The sequence below is a fragment of the Actinoplanes sp. SE50/110 genome (genome assembly GCF_900119315.1).
Classification (GTDB): Bacteria; Actinomycetota; Actinomycetes; order Mycobacteriales; family Micromonosporaceae; genus Actinoplanes.
This window is the reverse complement of the sequence record NZ_LT827010.1, coordinates 3,925,119-3,938,678: the sequence shown is the minus strand read 5'-3', so window position 1 is coordinate 3,938,678 and position 13,560 is coordinate 3,925,119. Positions and strand designations below refer to the sequence as shown.

General features: G+C 69.6%; 11 protein-coding genes and 1 pseudogene. 5 read left to right on the top strand and 7 right to left on the bottom strand.

What is annotated here, in order from left to right:
• Nucleotides 1-17: 17 nt before the first annotated feature.
• Entirely contained in the window at nt 18-629 is a 612-nt protein-coding gene (locus ACSP50_RS17350) for a TetR/AcrR family transcriptional regulator (protein WP_014690540.1), read from the top strand.
• 19 nt (nt 630-648) lie between these two features.
• On the opposite strand, the gene ACSP50_RS17345 is transcribed toward ACSP50_RS17350, so the two are convergent.
• Nucleotides 649-870 carry a hypothetical protein gene (locus ACSP50_RS17345; RefSeq protein WP_014690539.1) on the bottom strand — a complete coding sequence of 74 codons (222 nt, stop codon included), beginning with the start codon at nt 868-870 and terminating at the stop codon, nt 649-651.
• A gap of 30 nt (nt 871-900) precedes the next feature.
• Entirely contained in the window at nt 901-1,908 is a 1,008-nt protein-coding gene (locus ACSP50_RS17340) for an MFS transporter (RefSeq protein WP_014690538.1), read from the bottom strand.
• Between the two features lie 1,195 nt (nt 1,909-3,103).
• On the opposite strand from ACSP50_RS17340, the pseudogene ACSP50_RS17335 reads away from it, so the two are divergent.
• A pseudogene (locus ACSP50_RS17335) lies at nt 3,104-3,385 on the top strand (IS21 family transposase); the annotation flags it as partial.
• Nucleotides 3,386-3,426: 41 nt separating this feature from the next.
• Here the strand turns inward: ACSP50_RS17335 and ACSP50_RS17330 are convergent.
• Genes ACSP50_RS17330 through ACSP50_RS17320 form a run of 3 tightly spaced genes read right to left on the bottom strand, consistent with a single transcriptional unit; the run spans nt 3,427 to nt 5,932 of the window.
• Nucleotides 3,427-4,071, bottom strand: coding sequence for a response regulator transcription factor (locus ACSP50_RS17330; RefSeq protein ID WP_014690535.1), 645 nt, complete (start codon nt 4,069-4,071; stop codon nt 3,427-3,429).
• Nucleotides 4,023-5,207 (bottom strand): sensor histidine kinase, encoded by a 1,185-nt coding sequence (locus ACSP50_RS17325; RefSeq protein ID WP_172898767.1) that lies wholly within the window; start codon nt 5,205-5,207, stop codon nt 4,023-4,025. The genes ACSP50_RS17330 and ACSP50_RS17325 overlap by 49 nt, the downstream gene beginning before the upstream one ends.
• A gap of 26 nt (nt 5,208-5,233) precedes the next feature.
• Nucleotides 5,234-5,932: a CPBP family intramembrane glutamic endopeptidase gene (locus ACSP50_RS17320; RefSeq protein ID WP_014690533.1), complete on the bottom strand. Its 699-nt coding sequence runs from the start codon at nt 5,930-5,932 to the stop codon at nt 5,234-5,236.
• A 351-nt stretch (nt 5,933-6,283) separates the two neighbouring features.
• On the opposite strand from ACSP50_RS17320, the gene ACSP50_RS17315 reads away from it, so the two are divergent.
• The gene (locus ACSP50_RS17315; RefSeq protein ID WP_014690532.1) at nt 6,284-6,640 is read left to right on the top strand and encodes a YciI family protein; all 357 of its coding nucleotides are present in this window, start codon (nt 6,284-6,286) and stop codon (nt 6,638-6,640) included.
• 92 nt (nt 6,641-6,732) lie between these two features.
• Nucleotides 6,733-7,953 (top strand): RNA polymerase sigma factor, encoded by a 1,221-nt coding sequence (locus tag ACSP50_RS17310; protein WP_014690531.1) that lies wholly within the window; start codon nt 6,733-6,735, stop codon nt 7,951-7,953.
• Between the two features lie 36 nt (nt 7,954-7,989).
• On the opposite strand, the gene ACSP50_RS17305 is transcribed toward ACSP50_RS17310, so the two are convergent.
• Nucleotides 7,990-10,284 (bottom strand): bifunctional diguanylate cyclase/phosphodiesterase, encoded by a 2,295-nt coding sequence (locus tag ACSP50_RS17305; RefSeq protein ID WP_155123531.1) that lies wholly within the window; start codon nt 10,282-10,284, stop codon nt 7,990-7,992.
• 728 nt (nt 10,285-11,012) lie between these two features.
• On the opposite strand from ACSP50_RS17305, the gene ACSP50_RS17295 reads away from it, so the two are divergent.
• Nucleotides 11,013-13,286, top strand: a complete 2,274-nt coding sequence (locus ACSP50_RS17295; protein ID WP_014690529.1) for a bifunctional diguanylate cyclase/phosphodiesterase — start codon at nt 11,013-11,015, stop codon at nt 13,284-13,286.
• Here the strand turns inward: ACSP50_RS17295 and ACSP50_RS17290 are convergent.
• On the bottom strand, nt 13,283-13,516 hold the full coding sequence (locus tag ACSP50_RS17290; RefSeq protein WP_052311604.1) for a hypothetical protein: 234 nt from the start codon (nt 13,514-13,516) through the stop codon (nt 13,283-13,285). The genes ACSP50_RS17295 and ACSP50_RS17290 overlap by 4 nt on opposite strands.
• Between the last annotated feature and the right edge of the window lie 44 nt (nt 13,517-13,560).

The following is a 13,560-nucleotide window of genomic DNA, read 5'->3' as shown; positions in this document are numbered from 1 at the left end:
GTGGGTATGCTCGACCCGTGAAGCTGACCAGGGAGCGCATCGTCGAGGCCGGCATGCTCACGTTCGCCGAGCACGGATACGCCGGGCTGTCGATGCGGCAGGTCGCGGAGCGGCTCGACGTGCACGCCGGGTCGCTCTACTACCACGTGCGCAACAAGGAGGCGCTGCTCGTCCTGCTCGCCGACCGGCTCGCCAGCCGGGCCTTCGAGGCCGGGGAGAAGGCGTTGGCCGAGCTGCCGGAGTCGGCGGGCTGGGCCGACCGCGTCGAGGCACAGGCGGGCGCGTTGCGCCAGACGCTGCGTGCGCACGCCGGTGGGCCGTTGCTGCTGGCAGGCAGCCCGGCCATGCTCAGCGCCCAGGCCCTCGCGCTGATGGAGCGGCTGCTGGCCACCCTGCGCGACGGCGGGGTGCCCGAGGCCGACCGCACGGTGCTGGCCGACGTGGTGCTGAGCTACGTCACCGGCTTCGTGCTGCAGGAGCAGGCGGAGCCGGAGACCGCGCCGCCCGGGGACGTCGACCATGCTGCGCTGACGGCCCGGTTCCCGCTGCTGTTCGCCGCGCCCCCGGGAAGCTCCGACGAGATGTTCCACCGCGGCATCCGCCAGATCTGCGCACGAGCCGGCAGCTGAAAGTCATACCCGAACCGCTTCACGATCTTCGACGAAGGTCATGACCGGACGCCGGCACTGTCGACCGATGCCCGGCCGGCGACTCACTGGGAAGCGCGCGAAGCACGACGACGATCGCGATCAGGAACGACACCGCGTACGCGGTCAGAGCGAGCCTCGGCCGGGCGGGTAGATCGAGGAACACCCCCAGCCAGTTGCCGAGGATCGAGGCCGCCGCGACGAAGCTGAACGACCAACTCATGATCCGTACGAACCTCTTGCCTTTGAAGGCCTACTGACGCAGCGTCACCGTCAACACCGCACGCGCGCGGGATACGACGCCGAGCGCCAGGACGAACGCCAAGCCGATCACCCAGAGGCGGTGTCTCTCGACCACACCCGCGAAAACGGCCATGGCAGACGAGACCACAGCGGCGAAGGAGTAGGTGACCAGCAACGCGGTCCTCGGCGCGAGAGTGCGGCGGAGGACCGGAGCGACATACGGTCCGATGGTCGCGCCCACACCGAAGGCAAGCAGGACCGCAGCGAGCGCGGTGCCCGCCGGCCACGGCGTGAACGAGGCCACCCACAGGTAGACGAAGACACCCGCCATGGTGGCCCCGACCTTGAGCACGAACTCCATCGCCGGTGACGTCGGACCGGTCCGCAGCAGATCGGAGAGAAATTCTCGCAGCTTCATTCGTCCGCCGACCGCGCTGCACTCACTTACGTCCTGGTCGTAGATCGCTCCGACCATCAACGTACGGGAGCTGACGAGCCGGAAGGAAAAACCGATGAAGGAGAAGAGCGCATTCGCCGCCACCAGCCATACGATCGATCGACCGGTCAGCCAACTGCCCAGTGGCATTCCGACCGCCAGCCCTACGAAACCCAGCACCGAGTAGATGTTCGTGTTGAAGGCAAGCGCCTCTTTCTCATCCAGTTGCGCTATCTGCTGACCGTACAACTCCTCTACGACATCCATAATGGCCGGAAAGACGGCCACGACCAGCAGATACCCACCCAACAAGGTCGATCTTCCGCCGGGAGACACCACGAGCAGGATGAGGGCGATGACGGATACCACGGCTTCAGCCAGATCAGATGCGACCAGGGTTCTGGCCGGGCTGTGAGGCGCGGTCAATCTGGCGATCAGCGGGGCAGCGAAACTGATGCCGGCGCTCCCGGTCGCGAGGACGGCCAGCCATGCCAACGGCAGGACGCTCTCCGCCACCGCTCCGCTCGAGCCACCATCGACGACCCGTGACCCGATGATCGACGTGGCCAGCCCGAGCGTCATCCATCGGCGCGCCCTGGCCACCGTGGCTACGGATACTGAAATCTCATACTCCTGCGAGGGGCACAAGTTCGGCCTCTCTGCCGGGCCCTGAAGGGCTCGGCAATCCGCAGGATACACAAAAACGTGGTCCAGACATCATCTAGGCTGAACGATGGAATGTCACCCTAGTTTCGTCGCCCCCCGATTGTACGACTATAGAGTAGGTCCCGAATATCAAGGTCAATGACTGCGCCATTGACGGTGACCCGCCCGACTCCCACCGATCCAGCTTCCGCCCGAGGTATTGACGATAGCTCCACGCCGAGGAACCCATATCGAAAATCTCCCATTTGCCTGATTCTCGAACGAATTTTTCATTCTCAACGGAAAGTGGCTCCTCGAAGTATTCAGTCCAAGGGCCTTGAGTGATGGTGAGCGCCTCCCCGCTGGAGCCCGCCTGTATCAGGTAGCTTCCGGACTTCTCGAAAGACACCTCCAAGGGCCCATTCGGGGCATAGAGGTCCGCGCCGTACACATAATAGGATCGCCGGATGCCGGTGAGGCGCTCACCGATAGGCAGCTCACTTGGTGAAGATGACAGGGGCACGATCCCACCGCCCATTCCCTGTTTCGGCGTGGAGCGTAGTGACGGATGCACCGTCTGCCGGGCGTCCCCACGCTACGCCGAGCGGAAAACTTGACACAACTGTGCAGAACTCGGCGGCCAAGGATCTCTAGATGCTCGGGCGGGTCTGGCAGCGCCCGTACCAGTCGCAGCAAACTGCTGCGACTGGTGATCATCCCCAGCACCGCGGCGAGCCGTGCGCTGCCCGGCCCGCGAGCGCCAGACCGATCGCCGCGAGCGTTCGCCGCAGGCCATGGCGGCCTCGTCAGCACGCCCAATGCAGAGGGCCCGTTCGAGTGGGAAACTCGAACGGGCCCTCTGGTTCATCATTTCTTCCTGCGGCGCATCAGGCGGGTGCCGGCGTTATCTCCAGCCGTTCTACGAGTTGCTCCTACCAGCATCAACCAGCTCAGCCAGTAGCAGGTTGAATGACTCCCTAGATCGGCCCACGTATTCACGGAACACGTCATCAGACGGTATCAGTCTGTCGGCCCATCCCAGGGCCGAGATTAGGGTGTTTAAATCGTGCCGGGTCAGCTTGAGGTGGAAGAACTCCTCATCGCGCGCGATTTGCATGCTGTCTCCCCTCTTCGCACCGAGTATCTGCCGGGTGAGCTCGCGCAGTGTGACCTTTGGTTTCCGCCGGTCGACGTGCCGTTGGGGTTCGGGCAGGTCGGCAGGCCACCAGTGCTGGTGACGGTCATCGGCTATTCGCGCTGGCTGACAGCGATGATGATCCCGACCCGGCAGGCCCCCGACCTGCTTGCCGGGCATTGGTGGCTGCTGACCGGCCTGGGTGCGGTCCCGAAAGCGCTGGTCTGGGACAACGAGGCGGCGGTCGGCTCGTGGCGGGCCGGCAGGCCGCAGCTGACCGCGACCGCACGTCCCGAGCCGGTCTCGGCCGGTATCGGCGCTCAGCGCTTCAGGTAGGCCAGGACCGCCAGTACCCGCCGGTTGACGTCGTCGGAGGGTACGAGATCGAGGCGGGCGAAGATGCTTGCGGTGTGCTTCGCGACGGCGCTCTCGGTGATGTGCAGACCGGCGGCGATCGCGGCGTTGGAGCGGCCCTCGGCCATCAGTTCGAGGACGTCGCGCTCGCGCGGAGTGAGGCTGCCGATCCGGCCGCGTGCCTCGCCGCGAGCCAGGAGCTTGACCACCACGTGCTGGTCGAGCACGGTGCCGCCGGCGGCGACCCGGCGGACCGCGTCGAGGAACTGCTCGGCGTTGGTGACGCGGTCCTTGAGCAGGTAGCCGATGCCACCGGCGCCGTCGGCCAGCAGTTCGTGGGCGTACAGCTGCTCGACGTACTGGGACAGCACGAGCACCGGCAGACCCGGCAGCTCGCGGCGGGCCTCGAGAGCGACCCGCAGGCCTTCGTCGGTGAAGGACGGCGGCAGGCGTACGTCAACGATGGCGACGTCGGGTTTCTCGGTCAGCAGCGCGTGCCGCAGCGAAGGGGCGTTGTCGACCGCGGCGACCACCTCGAAACCGTGCTCCCTGAGCGTACGGCTCAGTCCGTCACGGAGGAGGAAGAGGTCTTCGGCGAGGACGACGCGCACGGAATCTCCATGGTCACCTGGGTGGGGCCGCCCGGCGGGCTGGCGATGGCGAGGGTGCCGTCGAACCTATCGAGCCGGCGCCGCACGCCGCGCAGCCCGGTGCCGTTCGCCGGATCGGCGCCGCCCGCGCCGTCGTCGGTCACCGTGAGGTGCAGCGCGTCGCCGTCGTGGGTGATGCTGATCCGGACGGTACGGGCTCGGGCGTGTTTGCCGGCGTTGGCGAGTAGTTCGGCGACGGCGAAGTAGGCGGCCGACTCGACCGGTGCCGGCAGCCGACCCGGGAGCTCGGCGGCGACCTCGACGTCGAGGAAGCTGTCGAGCGCGAGGGCACGGACGGCGTCACCGAGTCCCCGGTCGGCGAGGACCGGCGGGTTGATGCCGCGGACCAGATCGCGCAGTTCGGTCAGCGCCCGGTCGGAGGTCGTGCGAGCCTCGACCAGCAGCCGGCGCGCTTGCGGCAGGTCGGTGTCGAGCAGCCGGGCGACCTGATCGAGGGTCATGCCCATGGCTACGATCCGGGCCTGAGCACCGTCGTGCAGATCACGTTCGATGCGGTGCAGCTCGGTGGCCTGCGCGTCCAGGGCCTCGGCGCGCGTGTCGGCCAGCTGCGCGATCCGCCGCGCGAGGGCGGCGTTGCGCGGTTCGGCGAGCATCCGTCGGGTCCAGCGGGCGTGCCGGTCCAGGACGACCGTCGCGCTGGTCAGGGCGATCGCGACGAAGCCGGCGCCGAGCATCAGTGCGGCCAGCATGGTCGCAACACTGTCGACCGGGATGAACGCGTACCAGTTGCCGGGGCCGAGCGAACGCCAGAGGAACGGCTGCACGAGGACGCCGAAGATCCCGTACCAGAAGAAGGCGATCGGGACGGCGAGCAGCAGGCCGCCGGTCAGCGGGTCGACCATCGCCCAGGTCAGGTCGCGCCAGAACGCCTCGGTGCCGAGGATGGCGACCGCGCGGGAGGGCAGCGGGCCGGGCCGGTCGGTCACCCCGGCCCAGCCGCGGGCGACGTCGGACACCCGGCGTAGCAGCACCGCGGCCGGCGTGACCGCCAGGAATCCGACGCCGACCGGCAGCGCCAGCACCGCGAGCATCGTCAGGGACCCGGTGAGCCACCCCACGATTGTGAACCAGCTCATGAGCTGGCATCGCCAGAGCCCCCTGATCATCGGCGAGATGCCGTCCCCACGAGCGCCGCCACCGCGGCGGACGCTCCGAAAAGGGCGATGGGCAGTACGGCGCCGGACTCCTCGTTCATGAACAGCAGCATGCCTAGATTGATCAACGTGTGGAAGCCCGCGGCCAGCAGTAGCCGGTACGACCGGGCCCGTTCCAGCGCCAGGCCCATCACCACGGACAGCGCGATCGTGGCGAGCAGGAAGAGGCCTCCGTACCAGGGGCCCTCGGCGAACACGGGGACGTGCCAGAGACCCCACAGCAGGCCGACCAGCACGGACGCGGTGAGCGGGCCGAACCGCGTACGCAACAGCGGTTGCAGCAGGCAGCGCCAGCCGATCTCCTCGCCGCACGCACCGATCAGCTGGGCGACCGCGATGAGCAGGAACGGATGCTCGGGCCGGGTGAAACCGACGCCTCCGGTGATCACGCCATGGGCCCCGACCGCGCCGGCGACGATCAGTACAGCGGTGCTCAACAGCACCGGACCTGTCCGCGCTTCGCCGGAGCCGGCGCCGTGGAGCAGTGCTCTCGTGCGGGCCGGCCACACCCCGGCCAGCACCGCGACGGCAACGGCCGGCCCGAACTGGGTCAGCTGGATGACCTCTTCGGGAATGCCGGTGAAAGGTTGCACGGCGCCGAAGACCCCGGCCGCTACCGTGGCGACGGCAAAGAAGACGGTGGCCATCGGCCATACCCGCGAACGACGAACTACCTCGGTCCGAACCACGATGCGCCTCACTTGACAGGGAAACAGGAACACCCACGACGATCCGTTTCCGTGCCGCGTGTGCCATTGCACCTGGGACCCCGACCGGGGTGTATCCAGGTACAGGTAGCTGGACGCGGTGGGCGATCACGGGCTCGGCCGACCTCCTTCAGCACGCGAAGCGGACTCCGACATGCACGGCGGCGGCAGGCGCCGGAAAAATCTTGAAGAAGATCCCGGCCCGGCTGTCGATTCGGCGGCAGAGTGTTCGTCGTCGCTGATGACGGAGCCGGACAGGCCGGCCCGCGAACCGGTGCAGGGAGCAGCTCCATGGCCAAGTACGCCATCCTCATCTACGAAGACCCGGCCTTCTACGCGAACATGTCGCCCGAGGCATGGGGCACGGTGGTCGACGCGCACAGCACGTTCGTCAAACAGGTCGCCGAGCTCGGTGGGTCCATGGCGGGCGGCGAGGCGCTCGCGCCCACGACGACGGCCACCACGATCAAGGGTGCCGGCACGGTGACGGACGGCCCGTTCGTCGAGACCAAGGAGGCCTTCGGCGGCTTCTACGTCGTCGAGGCGCGCGACCTCGACCACGCCGTCGAGATCGCCAGGCTGTGCCCGGCTCCCGGCGGCGGTGTCGAGGTCCGCCCGGTCGTGGACCCGACGACGAGCCCGTTCTGATCGCTGCCGACGACGAGCCGACCGCGTCCGCCCTGCAGGCGGACGCGGTCGCTGCCGCGCTGGCGCAGGCCCACCGATCCGAGTGGGCCTTCGTGCTGTCCGCCACGGTGCGCGTCACGGGCGACCTGGACGTGGCGGAGGAATGCGCGCAGGAGGCGTACGTCAGCGCGCTGCGCGCCTGGACCCGGGACGGCGTCCCGGAGCGGCCCGGCGCGTGGCTGACCACGGCAGCGCGGAACCAGGCGCTGGACCGGTTGCGTCGCGAGGTCACCCTCCGGCGCAAGCTCCCGCTGCTCGTGGAGCCGGCGACCGTCGATCCGCACGACCCGGCCGACCCGAACTCGCCCGACGCCGCGGTACCGGACGACCGGCTCCGGCTGGTGTTCACCTGCTGCCACCCCACCCTCGCCCCCGAGGCCCGCGTCGCCCTCACCCTGCGCCTGGTCTGCGGCGTTCCCACGCCCGACGTCGCCCGGGCCTTCCTGGTGTCCGAGCCGACGATGGCGGCCCGGATCACCCGGGCCAAGAAGAAGATCTCCGAAGCGCGGATCCCCTACCGCGTTCCGGGCCGGGCGGAGCTGCCCGAGCGCCTGGACAGCGTGCTCACCGCCGTCCACCTGCTCTTCAGCACCGGCCACACGGCCGGCGAGGGGGACGCGCTCGTCCGTGCGGAGCTCTGCGACCGGGCCCTGCACCTCGCGCGCACCCTCGCCGCGCTGCTGCCCGAGCAGGCCGAGACCCGCGGCCTGCTGGGCCTGCTGCTCCTGACCGACGCGCGCCGGGCCACCCGGACCGACGAGCAGGGCCGGCTGCTCCTGCTCGCCGACCAGGACCGGACGCGCTGGGATCAGCGCGCGATTCTGCAGGGGCTCACGGTGACGGCCGGGGCACTGGCGTCCGGACCACCGGGACGGTTCACCCTGCAGGCGGCGATCGCCGGCGTGCACGCGGTGGCGCCGTCCCTGGAGCAGACCGACTGGCCGCGCGTCGTGCACCTCTACGACCTGCTGCTGGCGGTGTGGAACACCCCGGTGGTCGCGCTCAACCGGGCCGCCGCTGTGGCGTTCGCGGACGGCCCGGCCGCCGCCCTGCCGCTGCTCGACGAGCTCTCGACCGAGCCCCGGCTCGCCGACTACCCCTACCTTCCCGCCACCCGCGCCGACCTGCTGCGCCGCCTCGGCGACGCCGCCGGCGCGGCTCAGGCGTACCGGCGCGCGATGGAGCTCACGGCGAACGCCGCGGAGCGCGCCTTCCTGGAGCAGCGCCTGGCCGAGGTCAGCCGGGCCGCCGGCGCCGAGCCCGCGCCCGGCTGAGGACGGCGGGCCCGCGATGCCGGATGTTCCCCGGTTTCAGCCGACGGCGACCGCGGCAGGGATCGGCTCTGAGCCCGCTGCGGCCGCGGCAGCCGACGCACGGGAGGTGATCCAAGCGATCAACTGGTCGGCCGGTACCGGGCGCGAGTACAGGTAGCCCTGGGCCTGGTCGCAGCCGAAACGTTGGAGTTGCTCGGCGCCGGCGAGATCTTCGACGCCTTCGGCGACCATGCGCAGGCCGAGGCTGTGGGCGAGGATGACGGTGGACGAGACCAGTGCTGCGGCGCGGTCGTCGCTGGTGGCGGGCATGATGAAGGAGCGATCCAGCTTCAGATCGTCGACCGGCAGGTCCCGCAGGTAGGCCAGGGAGCTGAACCCGGTGCCGAAGTCGTCGATGGCGATGCGCACACCGGCAGCCCGCAGCTGGGTGAGGACCGCGGCGGCGCGTTCCCGGTCGCCCATGATCGCGTCTTCGGTGATTTCCAACTGCAGCGCGGCGGGAGCCAGGTCGTACTGACGCAGCAGGTCGGTCATGCGGGCGGCCAGCTGCGCGTCCATCAGCGCCGACGGCGGAAGGTTGACCGCCACGCTCAGCGGATGGCCGGCGGCATGCCAGTGCGCGGCTTGACGCAGGGCGAGGTGCAGGACGGTCGTCGTGAGTTCGTGCATCAGGCCGGCGTCCTCGGCCAGGCCCAGGAACGCATCCGGGTATAGCAGCCCCTGGTGCGGGTGCTGCCAGCGCACCAGCGCTTCGACGCTGTGCACCTGACCGTCGTGCAGATCGATCTTGGGCTGGTAGTGCAGCACCAGCTGACCGGTGCGCAGGCCCTCGCGTAGTTCCTGCTGCAGCCGCAGCCGGTCGGCGCTGGCCTCGTCATTGTTCGGCTGCCACAGCTGGTTGCCGTACCGGCCGCTCTTGGCCCGGTACATGGCGATGTCGGCGCGGCGCAGCAGCATGGCGACGTCCCTGCCATGGTGCGGGGCCAGGGCGAGGCCGATGCTGGCGTGCGCGTGCACCGTGATGCCGTCCAGTTCGAAGCCGGCGCTCAACGCCTCGTGCACCCGGTCGGCGATGCTCAGGGCCGCGTCGGCGTCACCGGCGTCGGCGAGGACCACGAACTCGTCACCGCCCAGGCGCGCCAGCAGGTCCCCCGCCCGTATCTGGGCGGCAAGCCGCCGCGCGACCTGCTGCAACAGCTGGTCACCGACGTGGTGCCCGAGGCTGTCGTTGACTTCCTTGAACCGGTTGAGGTCGATCAGCAGCAGCGTGAAGGGGCTGCCCTGGGCCAGGCGGCGGCCGGCGTGGTCGTAGAAGGCACGCCGGTTCGCCAAGCCGGTCAGGTCGTCGCTGCGAGCCTCGCGCGTGAGCTGCGCCATACGTCGCAGCTGCCGGTAAGCCACGTGCGTACGGCCTGCCGAGGTCAGCACGGTCGCGGTCGCCAGCAGCAGGATGACGCGCGATAGGGAGGCGGTGCTGCCGGCCACCAGCACGGCCAACGCCACACCGCTGGACAGCCCGGGCACCAGCAGACTGGGCGAATACGGCTGCTCCCCGGAATCGATGCCGGCGCCGGAGCGTTCCCGGCCGCAGCGCACGGTCCAGGTGGCCAGGGTGGCCAGCCCCAGCGCCCACAGGCCGTCCATCGGAGTACCCACCGTGTAGCCGCCGGCGGCTACCCGCAGCGTGTAGCTGATGTCCGCGGCCGCGAACAGCGCCAGCCCGGCGATCAGCGGTAGCCACCGGCGCGGGAACCGGGCCCCGTGCAGGCACATCAGACCCAGCAGCACCGCCACCAGCGTCATGTCCGCGGCGGGATAGGCGGCGGCCACGATCATCTGCAACGGGCTGCCGCTGATGCCGGAGAACACCGGGGCCAGCAGGACGGCGAGGCCTGTCGCCCCGCCGAGGGCGGCGACGGCGGCGTCCCACCACACCTGGCCGCTACGCCGCGACAACGCACGACGCGCCACGGTGACCAGCGCGGCCAGGACCGCCGGATAGAACAGCAGAAATCCGGCATCACTCCAAGCGGGGGTCACCACCGTGACGTGCCGGGCAGCGGCCATGGCCAGCAGGGCGTTACCGATCGCGTAGCTGGTGCAGCCGACCGCCATGAACACCAGTTCCAGCCGCCGGCCACCTGCGGTCAGGACAGCCGCCCAGCACACCAGCGCCGGCGCGGCGATCGCGGCGATGTTGAGCCACACGTCCACCGCCACCACGAAACCCGGAGGCTGCAGAACCAGACCCACCGTGTACGCCGCGGCGATCACCCACATCACCGCACCGACCAGGCCCGTCAGCGAGGGAGACAACCGTCGTGTCGACAACCTGCATTCTCCCGCCTGCTCGCCCCACGTCCGGTCACCGATGTCTTCCCATGTATCGGTCACCGGACCGGGGATGTGACCATAACGGGGAGGCTCGCCCCTTCGACGAGGTTCTTGCTCCCTCGTCGCGGGCAGGCGGTGTTCCCGGTTGCCCGTCACGATCTGTCCTCCTGCCAGGTACTGCGGCCGGGCGTGCGGCGGGCGTAGCAGCGCTCAGGCCGGGAAATCTGATTGCTGATCACAGATCAGAGCGCGCCTTACTGCATGCATTCTTGTACCGGTCGTCGCGACCTCCTCGAACAGCTCCACGCACCCGTCCCGGTACAACCTCGCTGCGGGCGACGGCGCGGTCAGCGGCCAGCTCCGCACCGACCTCGCCGAGCCCTGATGGCCCTTCTCGATGGTTCTGCGGTCAGGAAGGAACTCGAGCCCTGGAAGGCTGTTCATCGGTAAGCAGCATTGCCGACCACCACTGACATATCGATGGATGTCAGGTGTGAGAAGCATGGGCCATACCGCGCGCCGCACCGGCTGAGGCCGCCATGGGCGCTGGCCGGAGGCCAGGTCAGCATGCCGGCGTAGGTGCCGGCGTCTGCACACGGTGCCGGACGGGCGCTCGGACGCGAAGGTGTGACGTAGCGCTGAACAGTCGGACTTAATCGCGGCGGGTTGCTTCCGATACGTCCTTGGTGAGATCGGGACGCCGCGCCAGTGGGACGGTCAGCCCGGTGCCGGCACCCGCAGCCGATGAGGTTTTCCGCGGTGGGACCGGGCTGCGACGGCGGCTGTGGTGGCTCACCATTGCCCTCGGGATCGCAGCGATCGGCGGCTACTTCCTGCTTCCCGGCGGCGGCTTCGCGCAAGCCGTGGCGTACAACGCCATGGGTCTGCTGTCCGGACTGGCGATGCTTGCGGGGGTGTGGCTGCACCGGCCGTCGCGGCGGGCGCTGTGGATCTTCTTCGCGGCCGGACAGTTGATGAACGTCGCCGGCGACGTCATCTGGAACATCTACGAGTACGGGCTGCACCAGGAACCGTTCCCGTCCGTCGCTGACATCTTCTACCTGGGCAGCTATCCCCTGTTGGGGGCAGGGCTGGTGCGACTGGTGCGCCAGCACCACGGCCGCCGGCCGCGGCACCTTCTCGACGCGGCCATCGTGGCGACCGGGACCGGGCTGGTGTTCTGGGTGTTCGTGCTGCACCCCGCGGCCGCCGCCGCGGCGAACACCCCGCTGGAACGCATGATCAACACTGCCTATCCGGCTGTTGACGTCATGCTGCTGGCCATCCTGGCCGGTCTGTTCACGCTGCCCGGTGCCCGCACCGCCAGCACGTGGTTACTCGCCGGAGCGGCCCTGGCGCTGCTGGTCGCCGACGTCGGCTACTCGGTGCTGACCGCTCATCTCAGCTTCGACGACGGCAACCCGCTCGACGCGGCATGGCTGCTGTCCTACGTGCTGTGGGGAGCCGCGGCGCTGCACCCTTCCATGTCCGCACGGCCGGCCGCCATAGCGCACGGCGTGGGGACCGGGCTCGGCCGGGGGCGCCAGGCGTTGCTCGCCGTGTGCTCCCTGCTGGCACCCGGCCTGCTGTTCGTGCCCGGCGTCGCCGCCCGCCCCGCGGACTGGATGGTGGCGGCCGCCGGCACGGTGGCATTGTTCCTGCTCGTCTCGGCACGCATGTCGGGATTCGTGAACCGGGTGCAGAAACAAGCCGGCCAGTTGGAGAAGCTGGCCCTACACGATGAGCTCACCGGCCTGGCCAACCGCCGCCGGTTCCAGGCACAACTGAGCGCGGCCCTGGGCAACGGTCCGTGCTGCATCGCCCTGCTCGACCTGACCGGCTTCAAGAAGATCAACGACCAGTTCGGTCACCGGGTGGGCGACCTGCTGCTCGCCGAGGTGGCCGGCCGGCTCACCGCGGCCGCCGACCATCCGGCCTCGGTGGCACGGATGGGCGGCGACGAGTTCACCCTGCTGCTGCCGGCCGCCTCGCGGGAGAGCGCCACCGAGGTCGCCGAGCACGTCCGCCGCCTGCTCGCGCAGCCGATCCGGGTGGCCGGACACGAGCTGCTGATCAGCGCGAACATCGGGCTCACGGAAACGGACAGCCTCGGCGACCCGGTGGAGGCGCTGCGCCGCGCGGACGTGGCCATGTACGCGGCCAAGGAACTCGGTGAGCCGTACCGCTGGTACGACCTCGGACTCGACCGGCGCGCGGGCGAGGACGCACGTGTCGGGGCCGAACTGCGTACCGCGCTGGATGCCGGCCAGCTGCGGCTGGTCTACCAGCCGATCGTCGAACTGCCCACTGGCCGGCAGATCGCCGTCGAGGCACTCGTTCGCTGGCACCACCCCGACCGCGGAGTGATCAGCCCGGCGGAGTTCATCCCCGTCGCCGAACGCAACGGGACCATCGTGGAAATGGGTGCCTGGATCCTGCGCACGGCGTGCCTGCGGATGGCCCGCTGGCATGCCGAGCACGGTCCGGCCGCGCCGCGGCATGTGAGTGTCAACGTGTCCGCTCGGCAGCTGGCCCGCCCCGGCCTGGCCGAAGTCGTGGCGTCCGCGCTGGCCGACAGCGGGCTGCCCGCCTCCTGCCTGACGGTCGAGGTCACCGAGACCGCCGTCTTCGAGACCGACCGTGCCATCCAGACGCTGCACCAACTGGACGCGATGGGGGTACGGATCGCCCTGGACGACTTCGGGACCGGGCATTCGTCGCTCGCCTTGCTGCGCACCGTGCCGGCGCACGCACTCAAGGTCGACAAGTCGTTCGTCGACGAGGTGACCGTCGGCGGCCGAACCTCGGTGATTGCGGCGGCCCTGATCCAGGTGGCCGACGCGCTCGGCATGACCGCTGTGGCCGAAGGCGTCGAAACCGCCGAGCAGGCCGCAGAACTGCACCGGCTCGGCTACCGGCTGGCACAGGGCTATCACTTCGGTCGTCCCGCCGAGCAGCCGCTGCCAGCCGAGCTGCCACTCATCGCCGAAGCCGCCTAGTGAGGTTCCTCGGTCTGCGGCTGGAATGACCGAGCCCGCGCCCGCTCCGCCGCTGCATACGCGCCATCGCGGCTCGGCACGTCATCCGAGGCCCAACCGGGCACCAGCATCAGATCGCCGGTATCACCGCCGGCCAGCTTCCACTCGTGCGCGAAGTTGTGCCGCCACCGATGCGCGTGAACAGTCGCCACACCGGCGAGCGCACCGCGGCGCCGCAGCATGATCTTCACACCGTTGGCGGCAATCGGTGTTTCGCCTCGCTCGGGCACCCGCA